This is a genomic window from Agrobacterium sp. Azo12, assembly GCF_029193765.2.
GTDB lineage: Bacteria > Pseudomonadota > Alphaproteobacteria > Rhizobiales > Rhizobiaceae > Agrobacterium.
Genome location: NZ_JARFYO020000001.1, coordinates 1228455 through 1241592 on the forward strand (window position 1 = coordinate 1228455; position 13138 = coordinate 1241592).

Consider the following 13138-nt stretch of genomic DNA (forward strand, 5'->3'; position numbering starts at 1 on the left):
GACAGCAATCCAACGTTACGCAATAGCCTGCATGTAGCGCATGCCGGTGACCGGACGCGGTGTGAAGTCCATGTTTTCGTAGAAACGATGTGCAGCAACATTACCCGTGGCTGCACTGACCGAGAGGTAGTCGCAGCCGCAACGCTTGGCGACATCGCGTGCACGCGATACCAGATGCTGGCCAGTACCGTGACCGCGATGACCGTCACGGACGTAGAGGTGGTGCAGTTCCATGCCACGACGCGCTTCCTGCGCTCTGTAGAGCGGAACGAGAATGGCGTAGCCGATCAACTCGTCACCAGCTTCGGCAACAAGTGCGGTAATCCATGGAATAGGGCTGAACAGGTCGAGTTCCAGCTTTTCCGGCGTCATCACCGATGCGTCGCCGTGATGTTTGGCAAGCAAAGCGATCATTTCGTTGAGCTGTGGCAGGTCAGCCTTGCGTGCGCCACGAATGGTTACAACGGCGGGGCGTGGAAGGGTAATGGCACTGTCTTCGGTCATTTTTCGGTCCTTCGGGTTTTTTGAGGTGCCATCAGGACGTTTGAAAAACAACAAAGCCGCCTGACGGCGGCTTGTTGACATGATGATCTGTCGAGCCGCCCTTTACAGGTAGGCCCAAAAATACGTGCAAGAGATTGGTGCGCGATTGTTGATCATGGGCGACTAGATGCTCCTGAATCACAAGATTGTCAATCGGGATTTTTGCAGATGTTTCGTTTCAGTAAGGCCGCCTGAAATTAATGCTCACTTTCGCACAGCTTATGGTCCGAAAGTGCCCGGATCACGTAGCAATCTTCTATGGAATGCCCGTCGCAATGCGAAACGATGCGCTCCAGTTCCTGCTCCAGTTTTTTCAGCTTGGCAATTTTCTCGCGCACGGCAACCAGATGATCAGCTGCGATCCTGTCAGCACCCTCGCAGGGCTGCTGTCGGTGGTGGCTGAGGCGGATCAACTCACGGATGGCATCGATGTTGAGGCCGAGATCGCGTGCGTGACGAATAAAGGCCAGCCGTTCCAGATCGGCCTTTTCATACCGGCGTTGATTGCCTTCGGATCGCTCTGCCGCCTCAATCAGCCCCATCTGTTCATAGTAACGGATGGTCGGGACCTTGACGCCCGTTCGCTTGGAAAGATCACCGATGGAAAGCATGTCCCGCTCCTCAAACCTATAGCTCTAGAAGACATAAGGTTTTTCGCGGGATATATCAATGTCAAACAGCGTCTACCTCAAGCGACTGTTCAGCATAGCTGTTGCCGGATTGGGTATTATCGACATCAAGCGATTGCTTGAGTGCCGCTTTGATCTTTTCCTCAACGGCCAGACGTTCGTCTGCTGGCAGAGCGGCAAATTCTTCTTCGGAAAGACCCAGTTGTTCCAGTAGTTTGGCGCGGATCATTTCGCCCGGCGTCATTTGTGACCATTCCTGCAATTCGGCCAAAAGACGATCACTGGATGATGTATCAACTGCATCGCCTGACATGGTGGTGGCTTCAGACTTGAGTTGTTCGATGTCCCAAAGGGAAGAGGCGAGAGACGCGTAGCTACTGACGCTGCTTGCGGCATCCTCGCGGCCACGCGAACCGAATTTTTCCTCGTCTGGTGTGAATGTTGCTCCCGATGTAACCGGCGAGAAGCTGTCTTCGGTTTTCGCGTCCCGTATTCTCGAACGCATCGGATAATAACTGTCCATATTTGAAATGGTCGTCATTGTGATTCTTCCTTCGGGAATCGTGATGACCAACATCTACGAGCCGAAACATTCGCGAGGGCTGCGTCGGCATGGTTCTGCACTTCGAAGTGTGCCTATTAATTTTCACAGAGTGATAGTATACCCCCCTATATTATATTTAGGAGAACCTCATGTCTCATACCGTTCGTGACAAGGAAAGGTTGCTGGCTCGTGTTCGTCGCCTCAAGGGGCAGATGGAGGCGGTCGAACGTGGGTTGGAGGCAGAGAAGCCCTGCGGCGAAATCTTGCAACTGTTGGCCTCAGTGCGCGGCGCACTGTCCGGACTGACGGGCGAGATCATGCACGACCACCTGCATGAACATGTTGTGCATGCGGAAAGCGATGCTGAGCGTGAAAAGGCCGCCGATGAACTGGCGCAGGTCCTCAAAACCTATATTCGATGAGCGAAAGGTAACGGCCATGGCTGTTGATGGAAACTTTGCGAACAATGCACGACATGAGCACGTGTTTCTGGGCCGAGACCACGAGCGGAACGAGCGCCGTGTGTGGATGGTTATCGCGCTGACAAGTGTAATGATGGTAGCGGAAATTGCTGCCGGTACGATTTACGGATCGATGGCGCTAACAGCCGATGGCTGGCACATGTCCACTCATGCCGGCGCGATGCTGATTTCGGCACTGGCATACATGTTTGCCCGCAAATATGCCCGCGACCCACGATACTCCTTCGGCACCGGAAAGTTCGGTGATCTCGCAGGATTTGCCAGTGCGGTCATCCTGGCGTTGGTGGCGCTGCTAATCGCCTGGGAAAGTGTGGTCCGCCTGGTAGCGCCGGTCGAGATTGATTTCAACCAAGCCATTCTCGTTGCCGTGCTGGGGCTTGGCGTCAATCTGGTCAGTGCCTGGTTGCTGAAGGACGATCATTCGCACCATGGTCATGACCACGGACACGATGTTCATCATGATCACGCCGGTCACGACCACCACGCTCATGCGTCCCACAGTTCTCATGGATCGCACGGCAGTCATGGAGGGCACGACAACAATCTGCGCGCCGCCTATCTGCATGTGCTGGCAGATGCCTTGACCTCGGTTCTGGCCATCGTTGCGCTCATACTTGGTAAATGGCAGGGCTGGGTCGTGCTGGACCCATTGATGGGGGTTGTTGGTGGTCTTGTTATTGCGCGCTGGTCTTGGGGGCTAATTCGCGCCACCTCGGGTGTGTTGCTGGATGCGACACCTGCCGACAAGGGGTTGCCCAAAACAATCCGCGATATCGTCGAGAAAGACGGTGATGTGGTGACAGATCTGCATGTCTGGCAAGTTGGGCCGGGGCATTACGCAACCATTGTTGCCTTGGTGTCTCCGGCTGGAAAAAGTCCTGAGCTTTATAAAAAGGAATTAAGTAAAGTTCCGAAACTGGCGCATGTTACCGTGGAAGTCTCCGCTGCCGCGTAATGCGGCACGGTCTGTCAGAACTCTTCATATTCCTGATAGGCGCCCTGAACCCATTCCATCTTGGCGGCAACTTTTTCTTCTGCCGAGATGGGCTTGGAGGCATCCTGGTCAACAGGTGCACGCGCCCCGCCGACCGCCCACAGAACATTGGCCAACGAGCTGGATAGCACCGTGCTGCTGACGGTCGGCATGCCACTTCGTCTGCTCTGCTCCTGTTCCTGCTGCACAGGCTCGGCGTTCTTCTTGTCCAAGTCATGTATGCGACCCTGATAGGGGTTGCCACTAACGCTGCTTTCAATCTGCATGGCACTTATCCTGCGTTGAAAAATATGACGATTATCTATCGTCCAGAACTTGCGTCAGGCTGTTTTTTGCCGGTTTCCCGGGCTTGACAGGGGTAAAGGTGCTGCTTCGCGGCACTAAAACCACACATTCTGAGAAGAAATGACCGGTCATTACTTGGGGTGCGCAACCAATTTGCGCGCCAATGACTGTTTCAGCCAAGAATCGGCGGGGTTTTTATTTGGTTGTTGAGTCGGGGAGAGAATCGGTTGCTACACGGCCACTGAAATGCCGGTAGCAGGATGTCCATCAAGACAGAGGTCTTCAGAAACGGAGATCGTCAAAAGCAACTGCCCCGGCATTGCGTTTGCAGTGCCGGGGCAGGGAATGTTGTATCAGGCCTTTGGCTTGCGCTTGGCGAAGGGCTTGTCTTTCTTGGCTTGCGGCTTGCCAGCATTGTCGCCGGTCTTCTCAAACTTCGGCTTGCTGTCTTTTTTCTTCCAAGGCTTGTCGCTGGTCTTGGCTGCGAAGTCAGGCTTGCCGCCAAACTTCTTCGGGCCGGAGGAGGAGGGGCGGTCATCACGACGCTCGCCACGCTTCTCGTCGCGACGCTCAAAGCTGCGGTCGTCACGGCGCTCAGTCGACATATCCGGCTTGCCCTCAAGGGCCTTGACGCGGATACCCTTTTCAAGGGCCATGTCTTTGCCAATCGAAGATACGAAACGGTCAACGGCATCAGCCGCCAGTTCCACATAGGTTTCGTTCTGCTGCATGCGGATCGCGCCAATATCCTGGCGGGTCAGCTTGCCGAAGCGGCACAACATAGGAATGAGCCAACGTGGTTCAGCGCTCTGCTTGCGGCCAACCGAAAGCGAGAACCATGCGCTGTCGGCAAACTCGTTGCGATCGCGGCGTGGTGCCGTGTTTGTGTCGCCCTCGGTGTTTTCGCGGCGCGGCTTACGGGTGTTATCAACCGAAACCTCGGTCAACTCTTCCGGAGCGGAACGGCCGGAGTGGTAGAGGCGGATAAAGGCCGCTGCCACCTGTTCTGCGCCGTGCGTTTCAAGCAGCGTTTTGACAAAGCCGCTTTCGTCGTCGCTGATTGCCTGCGAAAGCGAGGCATCGGCCAGCAGGCGCTCGGCGTCACGCTCGATGATCTCGTCGGCAGAGGGGGGACGTACCCACTGTGGCTGTACGCGTGCACCCTCGAGCAGACGCTCGGCCTTGCGACGCTGGTTGACGGGCACGATTAGAGCGCTGACGCCCTTGTTGCCAGCGCGACCGGTACGGCCACTGCGGTGCAGCAGTGTTTCCGAGTTGGTCGGCAGGTCGGCATGGATAACCAGTTCCAGACCGGGAAGGTCGATACCGCGGGCGGCAACGTCGGTTGCGATGCAGACGCGGGCACGGCCGTCACGCATGGCTTGCAGCGCGTGTGTGCGCTCGTTCTGTGTCAGTTCGCCGGACAGGGCAACAACAGAAAAACCACGGTTGTTGAAGCGCGCTGTCAGGTGATTAACGGCTGCACGGGTCGAGCAGAACACGATGGCATTGCGTGCTTCGTAGAAACGCAGCGCATTGATAATGGCGTTCTCGCGGTCGGCAGGTGCCGTCAGCATCGCGCGATATTCAATATCACCGTGCTGCTTCTGTTCGGAAGCGGCCGCGATACGAATGGCGTTTTTCTGGTAGCTTTCAGCTAGCTTGGCGATGCTGCGCGGCACTGTTGCCGAGAACATCAGTGTGCGGCGATCCTTAGGAGAGGATTCCAGAATGAATTCGAGGTCTTCACGGAAGCCAAGGTCGAGCATTTCGTCGGCTTCATCCAGCACGACGGCGCGCAACGACGAAACGTCGAGCCCGCCGCGATTGATGTGGTCGCAAAGGCGGCCAGGTGTGCCGACAACAATGTGCGCGCCGCGTTCAAGCACGCGACGTTCGGTGCGAACATCCATGCCGCCGACGCAGGACGCAATCGATGCGCCAGACATTTCGTAGAGCCACTCGAGTTCGCGTTTTACCTGAAGGGCAAGTTCGCGGGTTGGCGCAATTACCAGCGCCAGAGGTGCGGCCGCAGGGCCGAAGGTTTTGCGGTCTTCCAGCAGGGTGGAAGCAAGTGCAAGACCGAAGGCTACGGTCTTGCCGGAGCCGGTTTGGGCGGAAACAAGCGCATCGGCGCCTTCCAGCTCAGGTGCAAGCATGGCCTGCTGCACAGGGGTCAAATCAGTATAGCCACGTTTTTGCAACGCCTGAGCGAGCGCCGGGGCAAGGCCCTGGATTTCTGTCATCTATCGTCTTTCGGAATTGGAGAGCGTCCGCCTGCACAGGTCTTGGAAACAGTGCTGGTGGACCATTCAGCCCCGGAAATACCGGTTCATTGGCCGCGCTTCTACTTGGAATACGCGGCTTTGTACAGTCCAGCAGTCGAAAATGCCTGAATTCAACGCTTCAAGCACACTAACATGGTGAATATTGCCGGGAAAAAGTCACAGGCCATACCCTAATGCAGGATGAATTTACCCAAGAAATTGAAGTTGCTTGATCGGCAGCTGCGGAATCTCTGCTTCGCACCTATCAAACAAAGGAGCGCTCGCGATCAAGAATGCGATTGAGTGCCGCGGCCTTTTGCTATTTGCAACGGCATTTACTGCGCCGTGTGACCAATCAGGTTTTTGGCCGGGCGAACCGATCTGCGAAAAACCGGCATTGCGCGTGCTTGACCTTTTCGGTAATAGACGCGCAACTTGAGGCTCAAGGTCATATTGAGCTGGTATGAGGTGCCGTATCCGCCGTGCGGACGGCGTAACGGGTGGTACTGGTCAAGACTATGGCTCGCATTGTCATGAAATTCGGCGGAACGTCCGTCGCCAATCTCGAACGCATCCATAACGTGGCGCGCCATGTGAAACGTGAAGTAGATGCCGGTCACGAAGTGGCCGTTGTTGTGTCTGCCATGTCGGGCAAGACCAATGAACTGGTTGACTGGGTGCAGAACATGCCCAAGGTCGCCGGTGCGGATTCACCGTTTTATGACGCGCGCGAGTATGATGCCATTGTTGCATCCGGTGAGCAGGTAACGTCTGGTCTTCTGGCCATTGCCTTGCAGTCTTTGGGGGTCAATGCCCGTTCCTGGCAGGGCTGGCAGATCGCCATCCGCACGGATAACGCTCACGGTGCTGCCCGTATTCAGGAAATTGATGGTTCGGACATCATCCGTCGAATGGGCGAGGGGCAGGTTGCCGTTGTCGCCGGTTTCCAGGGCATTGGTCCTGACAACCGCATTGCAACGCTTGGCCGTGGCGGCTCCGACACCTCTGCTGTTGCTATTGCCGCTGCCGTCAAGGCAGATCGCTGCGATATCTACACCGACGTCGATGGCGTTTACACCACTGACCCGCGCATCGAGCCAAAAGCGCGTCGCATGAAGAAGATCGCGTTCGAGGAAATGCTTGAAATGGCATCGCTCGGCGCCAAGGTCTTGCAGGTCCGTTCCGTTGAGCTGGCCATGGTGCACAAGGTTCGTACCTTCGTGCGTTCAAGTTTCGAGGATCCCGATGCACCGGGCATGGGTGACCTTATCAATCCGCCCGGTACGTTGATTTGTGACGAGGATGAGATCGTGGAACAGGAAGTAGTCACCGGCATCGCTTACGCCAAGGATGAGGCTCAAATTTCCCTGCGCCGTCTGGCAGACCGCCCGGGCGTATCGGCAGCCATCTTTGGCCCGCTGGCAGAAGCACATATCAACGTCGACATGATCGTGCAGAACATCTCTGAAGATGGTTCGCGCACCGACATGACCTTCACCGTGCCGGCTGGCGACATGGACAAGGCGCTCAAGATCCTGGAAGAAAACAAGGCCCATATCGGCTTTGACGTTGTCCAGAGCGAGCCTGGCCTTGCCAAGGTTTCCGTCATTGGTATCGGTATGCGCAGCCATGCAGGTGTTGCTGCCAGCGCGTTCAAGGCGCTCGCAGCCAAGAACATCAACATCAGCGCCATCACCACGTCGGAAATCAAGATTTCTATCCTGATTGACGGTGCATATGCGGAACTTGCAGTTCGCACTTTGCATTCCGCTTACGGTCTGGATAAAAGTTGATTCGATAGCGGTGGTTCGCATTGCTTCGGTTTGCCGAAGCACTGTCCTCCGTTTGGAGCGTGCTTTGTATGATGCCTTGAGGAGTGGGCGTCGTACGAAGCACGCTCCAACTTGTTTGATGTGTGCATCACTCAAAACGTAAACCGTTTTCGTGCGGATGCTGTAGCGAATGAAGGAGCATCGCGATGAGAGACCTTGCAGCCGGTCCGCGCGTCCTCCTCAAGAAGCTTCGCGAAATGATGGCGGAGCAACTTGAGCCTCAGGAGCGCTTGGACCAGATTGTGCGGCAGATTGCCGGGAACATGGTCGCGGAGGTGTGTTCCGTTTACGTGCTGCGTTCTGATGGCGTCCTCGAACTTTACGCCACAGAGGGTCTGAACAAAGGTGCTGTCCACTTGGCCCAGCTAAAAATGGGGCAGGGCCTTGTCGGTACCATTGCCGCATCGGCGCAACCGCTCAACCTTTCCGATGCCCAATCGCATCCCGCTTTCCGCTACCTGCCGGAAACCGGCGAAGAAATTTATCACTCTTTCCTCGGTGTGCCGATTTTGAGATCTGGCCGCACTTTGGGCGTTCTCGTTGTGCAGAACAAGGTCAGCCGCAATTACCGCGAAGATGAGGTAGAGGCGCTGGAAACGACTGCCATGTTGATTGCCGAAATCGTTGCGAGTGGTGAACTAAAGAAAATAACCAAGCCCGGCGTGGAGCTTGACCTGACGCGCGCAGTCAGCGTCGATGGCGATGGCTATAGTGAAGGCATCGGCCTTGGCCACGTCGTGCTGCATGATCCGCGTGTCGTGGTCACCAATCTTCTAAACGAGGATGCCGATACCGAAATCCGTCGTCTGGCTGAGGCGATCGGTTCCCTGCGCCTGTCGATCGACGACATGCTGCAGCGCCGTGACGTACCGACCGAAGGTGAACACCGTGAGGTTTTGGAAACCTACCGCATGTTTGCTCATGATCAGGGCTGGGTGCGGCGCATGGAGGAAGCCATCCGCAACGGCCTGACGGCTGAGGCGGCGGTCGAAAAAGTGCAGAGCGATACCAAGGCGCGCATGATGCGCCTGACCGATCCCTATCTGCGCGAGCGCATGCATGATTTCGACGATCTTGCCAACCGCTTGCTGCGCCAGCTTACCGGCTTTAGCGGGCGTGGCCCGGGCGAGGATTTCCCGAGCGACGCGATCATTCTGGCACGTGCCATGGGCGCTGCCGAACTGCTGGACTATCCGCGGGAAAAACTGCGCGGTCTTGTGCTGGAAGACGGCGCGGTTACCAGCCACGTTGTAATCGTGGCGCGTGCCATGGGTATTCCTGTTATCGGGCAAGCCGCAGGCATCGTCGCGCTGGCCGAAAACAATGACGCCATCATCATTGATGGTGATGATGGGCAGGTGCATCTGCGTCCAATCATGGACCTGCAGCGCGCTTACGAAGAAAAAGTACGGCTGCGCGCCCGCCGTCAGGAACAGTTCCGCGCTTTGCGCTCTGTCGATCCAATCACCAAGGATGGCCAGTTCATTAATCTCAAGATGAATGCTGGCCTGCTCGTAGACCTGCCGCAACTGGCCGAATCCGGCGCTGATGGCATCGGTCTGTTCCGCACCGAACTGCAGTTCATGATTGCCTCGACGATGCCGAAAGGCGAGGAGCAGGAAGCCTTCTATCGCAGTGTTCTGCGCAATGCGAAAGGCAAGCCTGTTACCTTCCGTACGCTAGACATTGGCGGTGACAAGGTCGTGTCCTATATGCGCGGACAGGAAGAGGAAAACCCGGCGCTTGGCTGGCGTGCGATCCGCCTGTCGCTGGACCGTCCCGGTCTGTTGCGTACTCAGATGCGTGCTCTGTTGCGCGCCGCCTCCGGTGCCGAATTGAAGATGATGCTGCCGATGATTACGGAAGTGTCTGAAATTCACGCGGTGCGCGAACTGATGCAGAAGGAAATTCAGCATCTGTCCAAGTTCGGCCATGCCCTGCCGCGCAAGCTGCAATTTGGTGCGATGCTGGAAGTGCCGGCCTTGCTGTGGCAGTTGGATGAACTGATGCAGGAAGTCGACTTCGTGTCGGTTGGCTCGAATGATCTGTTCCAGTTTTCGATGGCGGTGGACCGTGGCAATGCGCGTGTTTCAGATCGCTTCGACATTCTGGGCAAACCGTTTCTGCGGATCCTGCGTGATATCGTGCGGGCCGGTGAGCGTAACAACAAGCCGGTGACGTTGTGCGGTGAAATGGCCGGCAGGCCGCTTTCAGCCATGGCACTCATCGGCCTTGGCTTCCGCTCAGTCTCCATGTCGCCCACATCGATTGGTCCGGTAAAGGCCATGCTACTGGGGCTGGATGTTGGTGCGCTGTCGGTCGAGTTGAATGCGGCGCTCGATGACCATAAATCTCTGGAAAGTCCGCGCGTCCTGTTGCAAAGGTTCGCCGCGGAACATTCCATTCCAGTCTGAAGCACAAGGGATTTCCCGCGTTTTTAAGCGCAATGTGTTTCAGGTCTTTTTGAATTCAAATACCGGAGCGAAGGTTGGCAAAGCTACCCGTCGAAAAAATGCGCGAGCTTTCAAGGCGTTTCGAGGAAATCGAAGCGCGGATGTCGGCTGGCCCTGCTGCTGATGTCTATGTGAAGCTGGCGTCTGAATATTCCGAGCTTCAGCCTGTGGTGAAGAAGATCCAGGAATATGAAAAGGCATTGGCCGAACAGGCCGACCTGCAGGCGCTGCTGGCTGACAAGACGACGGACCGCGACATGCGTGATCTGGCCGAAGCTGAATTACCTGATCTTTCCGAGCGCATCGAGCAGCTCGAAAAAGAGATGCAAATTCTGCTGCTACCCAAGGATGCCGCCGACGAAAAGAGCGCTATTCTGGAAATTCGTGCTGGTACTGGTGGCTCGGAAGCCGCTCTTTTTGCAGGCGACCTTTTCCGAATGTATGAACGATTTGCCAGCACCAAGGGCTGGAAGGTCGAGGTGCTGTCATCAAGCGAAGGTGACGCAGGCGGTTTCAAGGAAATCATCGCCACCATTACCGGGCGCGGCGTGTTTTCCAAGCTGAAATTCGAATCCGGTGTCCACCGCGTTCAGCGCGTGCCGGATACCGAAGCGAGCGGCCGTATTCACACGTCGGCCGCAACCGTTGCGGTGCTTCCCGAGGCCGAAGAAATCGATATTGAAATTCGCCCGGAAGACATTCGCATCGATACGATGCGGGCCTCCGGTGCCGGTGGTCAGCACGTTAACACCACGGACTCTGCGGTGCGCATCACTCACTTGCCGACCGGTCTCATTGTGACCAGTTCAGAGAAGTCGCAGCACCAGAACCGCGCCAAGGCCATGCAGGTGTTGCGTTCGCGCCTCTACGATATCGAACGACAGAAGGTCGACAGCGAACGGTCCGCCGATCGTAAAAGCCAGGTTGGTTCGGGCGATCGTTCTGAGCGTATCCGCACCTACAATTTCCCGCAGGGTCGTGTAACCGACCACCGTATCAACCTCACGCTCTACAAGCTCGACCGGATGATCGAGGGCGAAATTGACGAGATGGTGGATGCGCTGATTGCCGATTATCAGGCCGGACAACTCGCACAGTTGGGTGAACAGCGCGGATGACGGTCGCACCGCGCACCATTGCCGACCTGTTGGCTGAGGCCCGCAAACGTTTCGACGCGGCCGGTGTGGCTGATCCGGTCTTTGATGCACGCCTTCTGGTCAGCGGCATTCTCGGACTGTCTCTGACCGATATTTTGCTCAAGGGCAGCGATAGTGTTGCCGATGATGTAGCGCAAGCGGTACTGGGTGCAATTGCACGGCGAGAAACCGGCGAACCTGTCCACCGCATTCTCGGCAAACGTGAGTTTTACGGGCTGGAATTTTTCCTCTCGTCCGGCACGCTGGAGCCACGCCCGGATACCGAAATACTTGTTGATACCATTCTACCATATCTGCGCTCCGCAGTTGCCGCCAAGGGATCTGCGCAGGTGCTGGATATGGGGACCGGGACGGGCGCAATCTGTCTTTCGTTGATCCATGAATGTCCGGGCGCAGAAGGTATCGGCAGCGATATTTCCGAGGATGCCTTGGCAACCGCTTGGCGTAATGCGGTGGCAAATGATGTTTCTGACCGCTTTAAAACAGTGAAAAGTCACTGGTTTGACAAAATCGAGGGCAGTTTCGACATAATCGTGTCAAACCCGCCTTATATACGAAGCTCTGTCATTGAAACGCTGGACCGCGATGTGCGGGAGTTCGATCCCATGGCTGCGCTGGATGGCGGGCCGGATGGTCTGGAGCCCTACAGGGCAATTGCCCGTGGTGTAGGCGGATTTTTAACAGAAAATGGCGTCATCGGGGTCGAGATCGGGTTTGATCAGAGACAAGATGTTGAAACGATCTTCAAGTCAGCCGGTTTTCCTTGCATCGCAGGGGTGAAAGATTACGGTGGAAACGATCGTGTTCTAGTATTTCAAAAGTAAGGGAGCCGCTGCGCTTCCCTCCTGTTTTAAGGATATTTTGCAAAGCAAAAGAAAAGACTTGGTTTTCCGCATGAAGCGGGATAGTTTGCAGCCACATGCAGGGTGACTGAGGGCGAACTAGATTCGCCCGGGTTTGGTCAGTCCCTAGGGGAGTTCCTTGAAGAACTCTGAAAGGCTGGGCGTTTCCGGCATGTGAATCATAAACTTCATTTCGCAAGCAACCCGGTAAAGCCATGGGGGCAACCGGACGCGAAGGCGAGGTCTTGATCCGGCCTGTCCGGCAAGCCGCGTGGTTAATTCGTGAGCACAACAGAATTCAGGTGAGCAATTGATGAGGCCAGGACAGCAAAATAAGCGCGGCCGTGGGCGTGGAAATAACAACAACAATAACAACAATAATGGCGGTGGTGGTAATAACAACTTCAACCGCAAGGGCGGGAATCCGCTCACTCGGACCTATGACAGCTCCGGTCCGGATGTAAAAATCCGCGGTACTGCCCAGCATATTGCTGAAAAATATTCCGCTCTGGCCCGTGATGCGCAAAGCTCCGGCGACCGGGTTATGGCTGAAAACTACCTGCAGCACGCAGAACACTACAACCGTATCATTGCTGCCGCACAGGCGCATATGCAGGAACGTGTCCAGCGTGACGAACGTAATGCTGACTACAACAATGAACGCGATGGCGACGACGTTGACGGCAACGACAACGACAGCGATAGCGACGACACAATCGGTTCCGCTGCTCCGCAGGTGCAGCAGTCTGGTGATGACGATGAACAGCCTTCCTACGATGACGGTAGCGGTCCGCAGCCAGTAATCGAAGGCACGCCGCTCGAGGTCGCCGTGGAAGAAGAAGCTCAGGCCGCTGAGGCTCCTCGTGAGCGCCAGCCGCGCCGCCGCAGCACTGGCCCGCGTCCGCGTCGTCCACGTCGCACCGCTGAAAATGCGGAAGGTGGCGAAGAGGCCGGTGGCGAGGCTGCTGCTGAGCCAGCCGCACTTGAAGGCGCCGCTGAATAAGCGACATACTTCCTGTAGAGATATTTCGAAAACCCCGGCTTGCCGGGGTTTTCTGTTTTGTGCAGATGCGGTCGCAACGACTAATCGTGCCGCAGCAAATTTGAGGA

At 56.3% G+C, this 13138-nt stretch carries 12 protein-coding genes; 7 read left to right on the forward strand and 5 right to left on the reverse strand.

Going from position 1 to position 13138, the window contains the following annotated elements:
• Positions 1–15 precede the first annotated feature (15 nt).
• From PYL13_RS05615 to PYL13_RS05625, 3 genes are all read right to left on the reverse strand, one after another.
• Positions 16–504: a GNAT family N-acetyltransferase gene (locus PYL13_RS05615; RefSeq protein ID WP_192487268.1), complete on the reverse strand. Its 489-nt coding sequence runs from the start codon at positions 502–504 to the stop codon at positions 16–18.
• Between the two features lie 236 nt (positions 505–740).
• Positions 741–1154 (reverse strand): MerR family transcriptional regulator, encoded by a 414-nt coding sequence (locus PYL13_RS05620; protein WP_250983089.1) that lies wholly within the window; start codon positions 1152–1154, stop codon positions 741–743.
• Between the two features lie 61 nt (positions 1155–1215).
• A complete protein-coding gene (locus PYL13_RS05625; RefSeq protein ID WP_275640704.1) occupies positions 1216–1713 on the reverse strand; it encodes a hypothetical protein in 498 nt (165 codons plus the stop codon).
• Positions 1714–1865: 152 nt separating this feature from the next.
• Here PYL13_RS05625 and dmeR point away from each other — a divergent pair, with 152 nt between their 5' ends.
• Both dmeR and dmeF read left to right on the forward strand, forming a co-directional pair.
• A complete protein-coding gene (gene dmeR, locus PYL13_RS05630; protein WP_275640705.1) occupies positions 1866–2138 on the forward strand; it encodes a Ni(II)/Co(II)-sensing transcriptional repressor DmeR in 273 nt (90 codons plus the stop codon).
• Between the two features lie 16 nt (positions 2139–2154).
• Positions 2155–3153, forward strand: a complete 999-nt coding sequence (gene dmeF, locus PYL13_RS05635) for a CDF family Co(II)/Ni(II) efflux transporter DmeF (protein WP_275640706.1) — start codon at positions 2155–2157, stop codon at positions 3151–3153.
• A gap of 14 nt (positions 3154–3167) precedes the next feature.
• On the opposite strand, the gene PYL13_RS05640 is transcribed toward dmeF, so the two are convergent.
• Together PYL13_RS05640 and PYL13_RS05645 are read right to left on the reverse strand one after the other, a co-directional pair.
• On the reverse strand, positions 3168–3458 hold the full coding sequence (locus tag PYL13_RS05640) for a hypothetical protein (RefSeq protein ID WP_275640707.1): 291 nt from the start codon (positions 3456–3458) through the stop codon (positions 3168–3170).
• Between the two features lie 372 nt (positions 3459–3830).
• A complete protein-coding gene (locus PYL13_RS05645) occupies positions 3831–5723 on the reverse strand; it encodes a DEAD/DEAH box helicase (RefSeq protein ID WP_275640708.1) in 1893 nt (630 codons plus the stop codon).
• 539 nt (positions 5724–6262) lie between these two features.
• On the opposite strand from PYL13_RS05645, the gene PYL13_RS05650 reads away from it, so the two are divergent.
• From PYL13_RS05650 to PYL13_RS05670, 5 genes are all read left to right on the forward strand, one after another.
• Positions 6263–7537: an aspartate kinase gene (locus PYL13_RS05650; protein WP_250983083.1), complete on the forward strand. Its 1275-nt coding sequence runs from the start codon at positions 6263–6265 to the stop codon at positions 7535–7537.
• Positions 7538–7722: 185 nt separating this feature from the next.
• The gene (gene ptsP, locus PYL13_RS05655; protein ID WP_250983082.1) at positions 7723–9990 is read left to right on the forward strand and encodes a phosphoenolpyruvate--protein phosphotransferase; all 2268 of its coding nucleotides are present in this window, start codon (positions 7723–7725) and stop codon (positions 9988–9990) included.
• A 74-nt stretch (positions 9991–10064) separates the two neighbouring features.
• The gene (gene prfA, locus PYL13_RS05660; RefSeq protein ID WP_192487277.1) at positions 10065–11147 is read left to right on the forward strand and encodes a peptide chain release factor 1; all 1083 of its coding nucleotides are present in this window, start codon (positions 10065–10067) and stop codon (positions 11145–11147) included.
• On the forward strand, positions 11144–12010 hold the full coding sequence (gene prmC / locus PYL13_RS05665) for a peptide chain release factor N(5)-glutamine methyltransferase (RefSeq protein ID WP_275640709.1): 867 nt from the start codon (positions 11144–11146) through the stop codon (positions 12008–12010). The genes prfA and prmC overlap by 4 nt, the downstream gene beginning before the upstream one ends.
• Before the next feature lie 331 nt (positions 12011–12341).
• A complete protein-coding gene (locus PYL13_RS05670; RefSeq protein ID WP_192487279.1) occupies positions 12342–13031 on the forward strand; it encodes a DUF4167 domain-containing protein in 690 nt (229 codons plus the stop codon).
• Positions 13032–13138 lie beyond the last annotated feature (107 nt).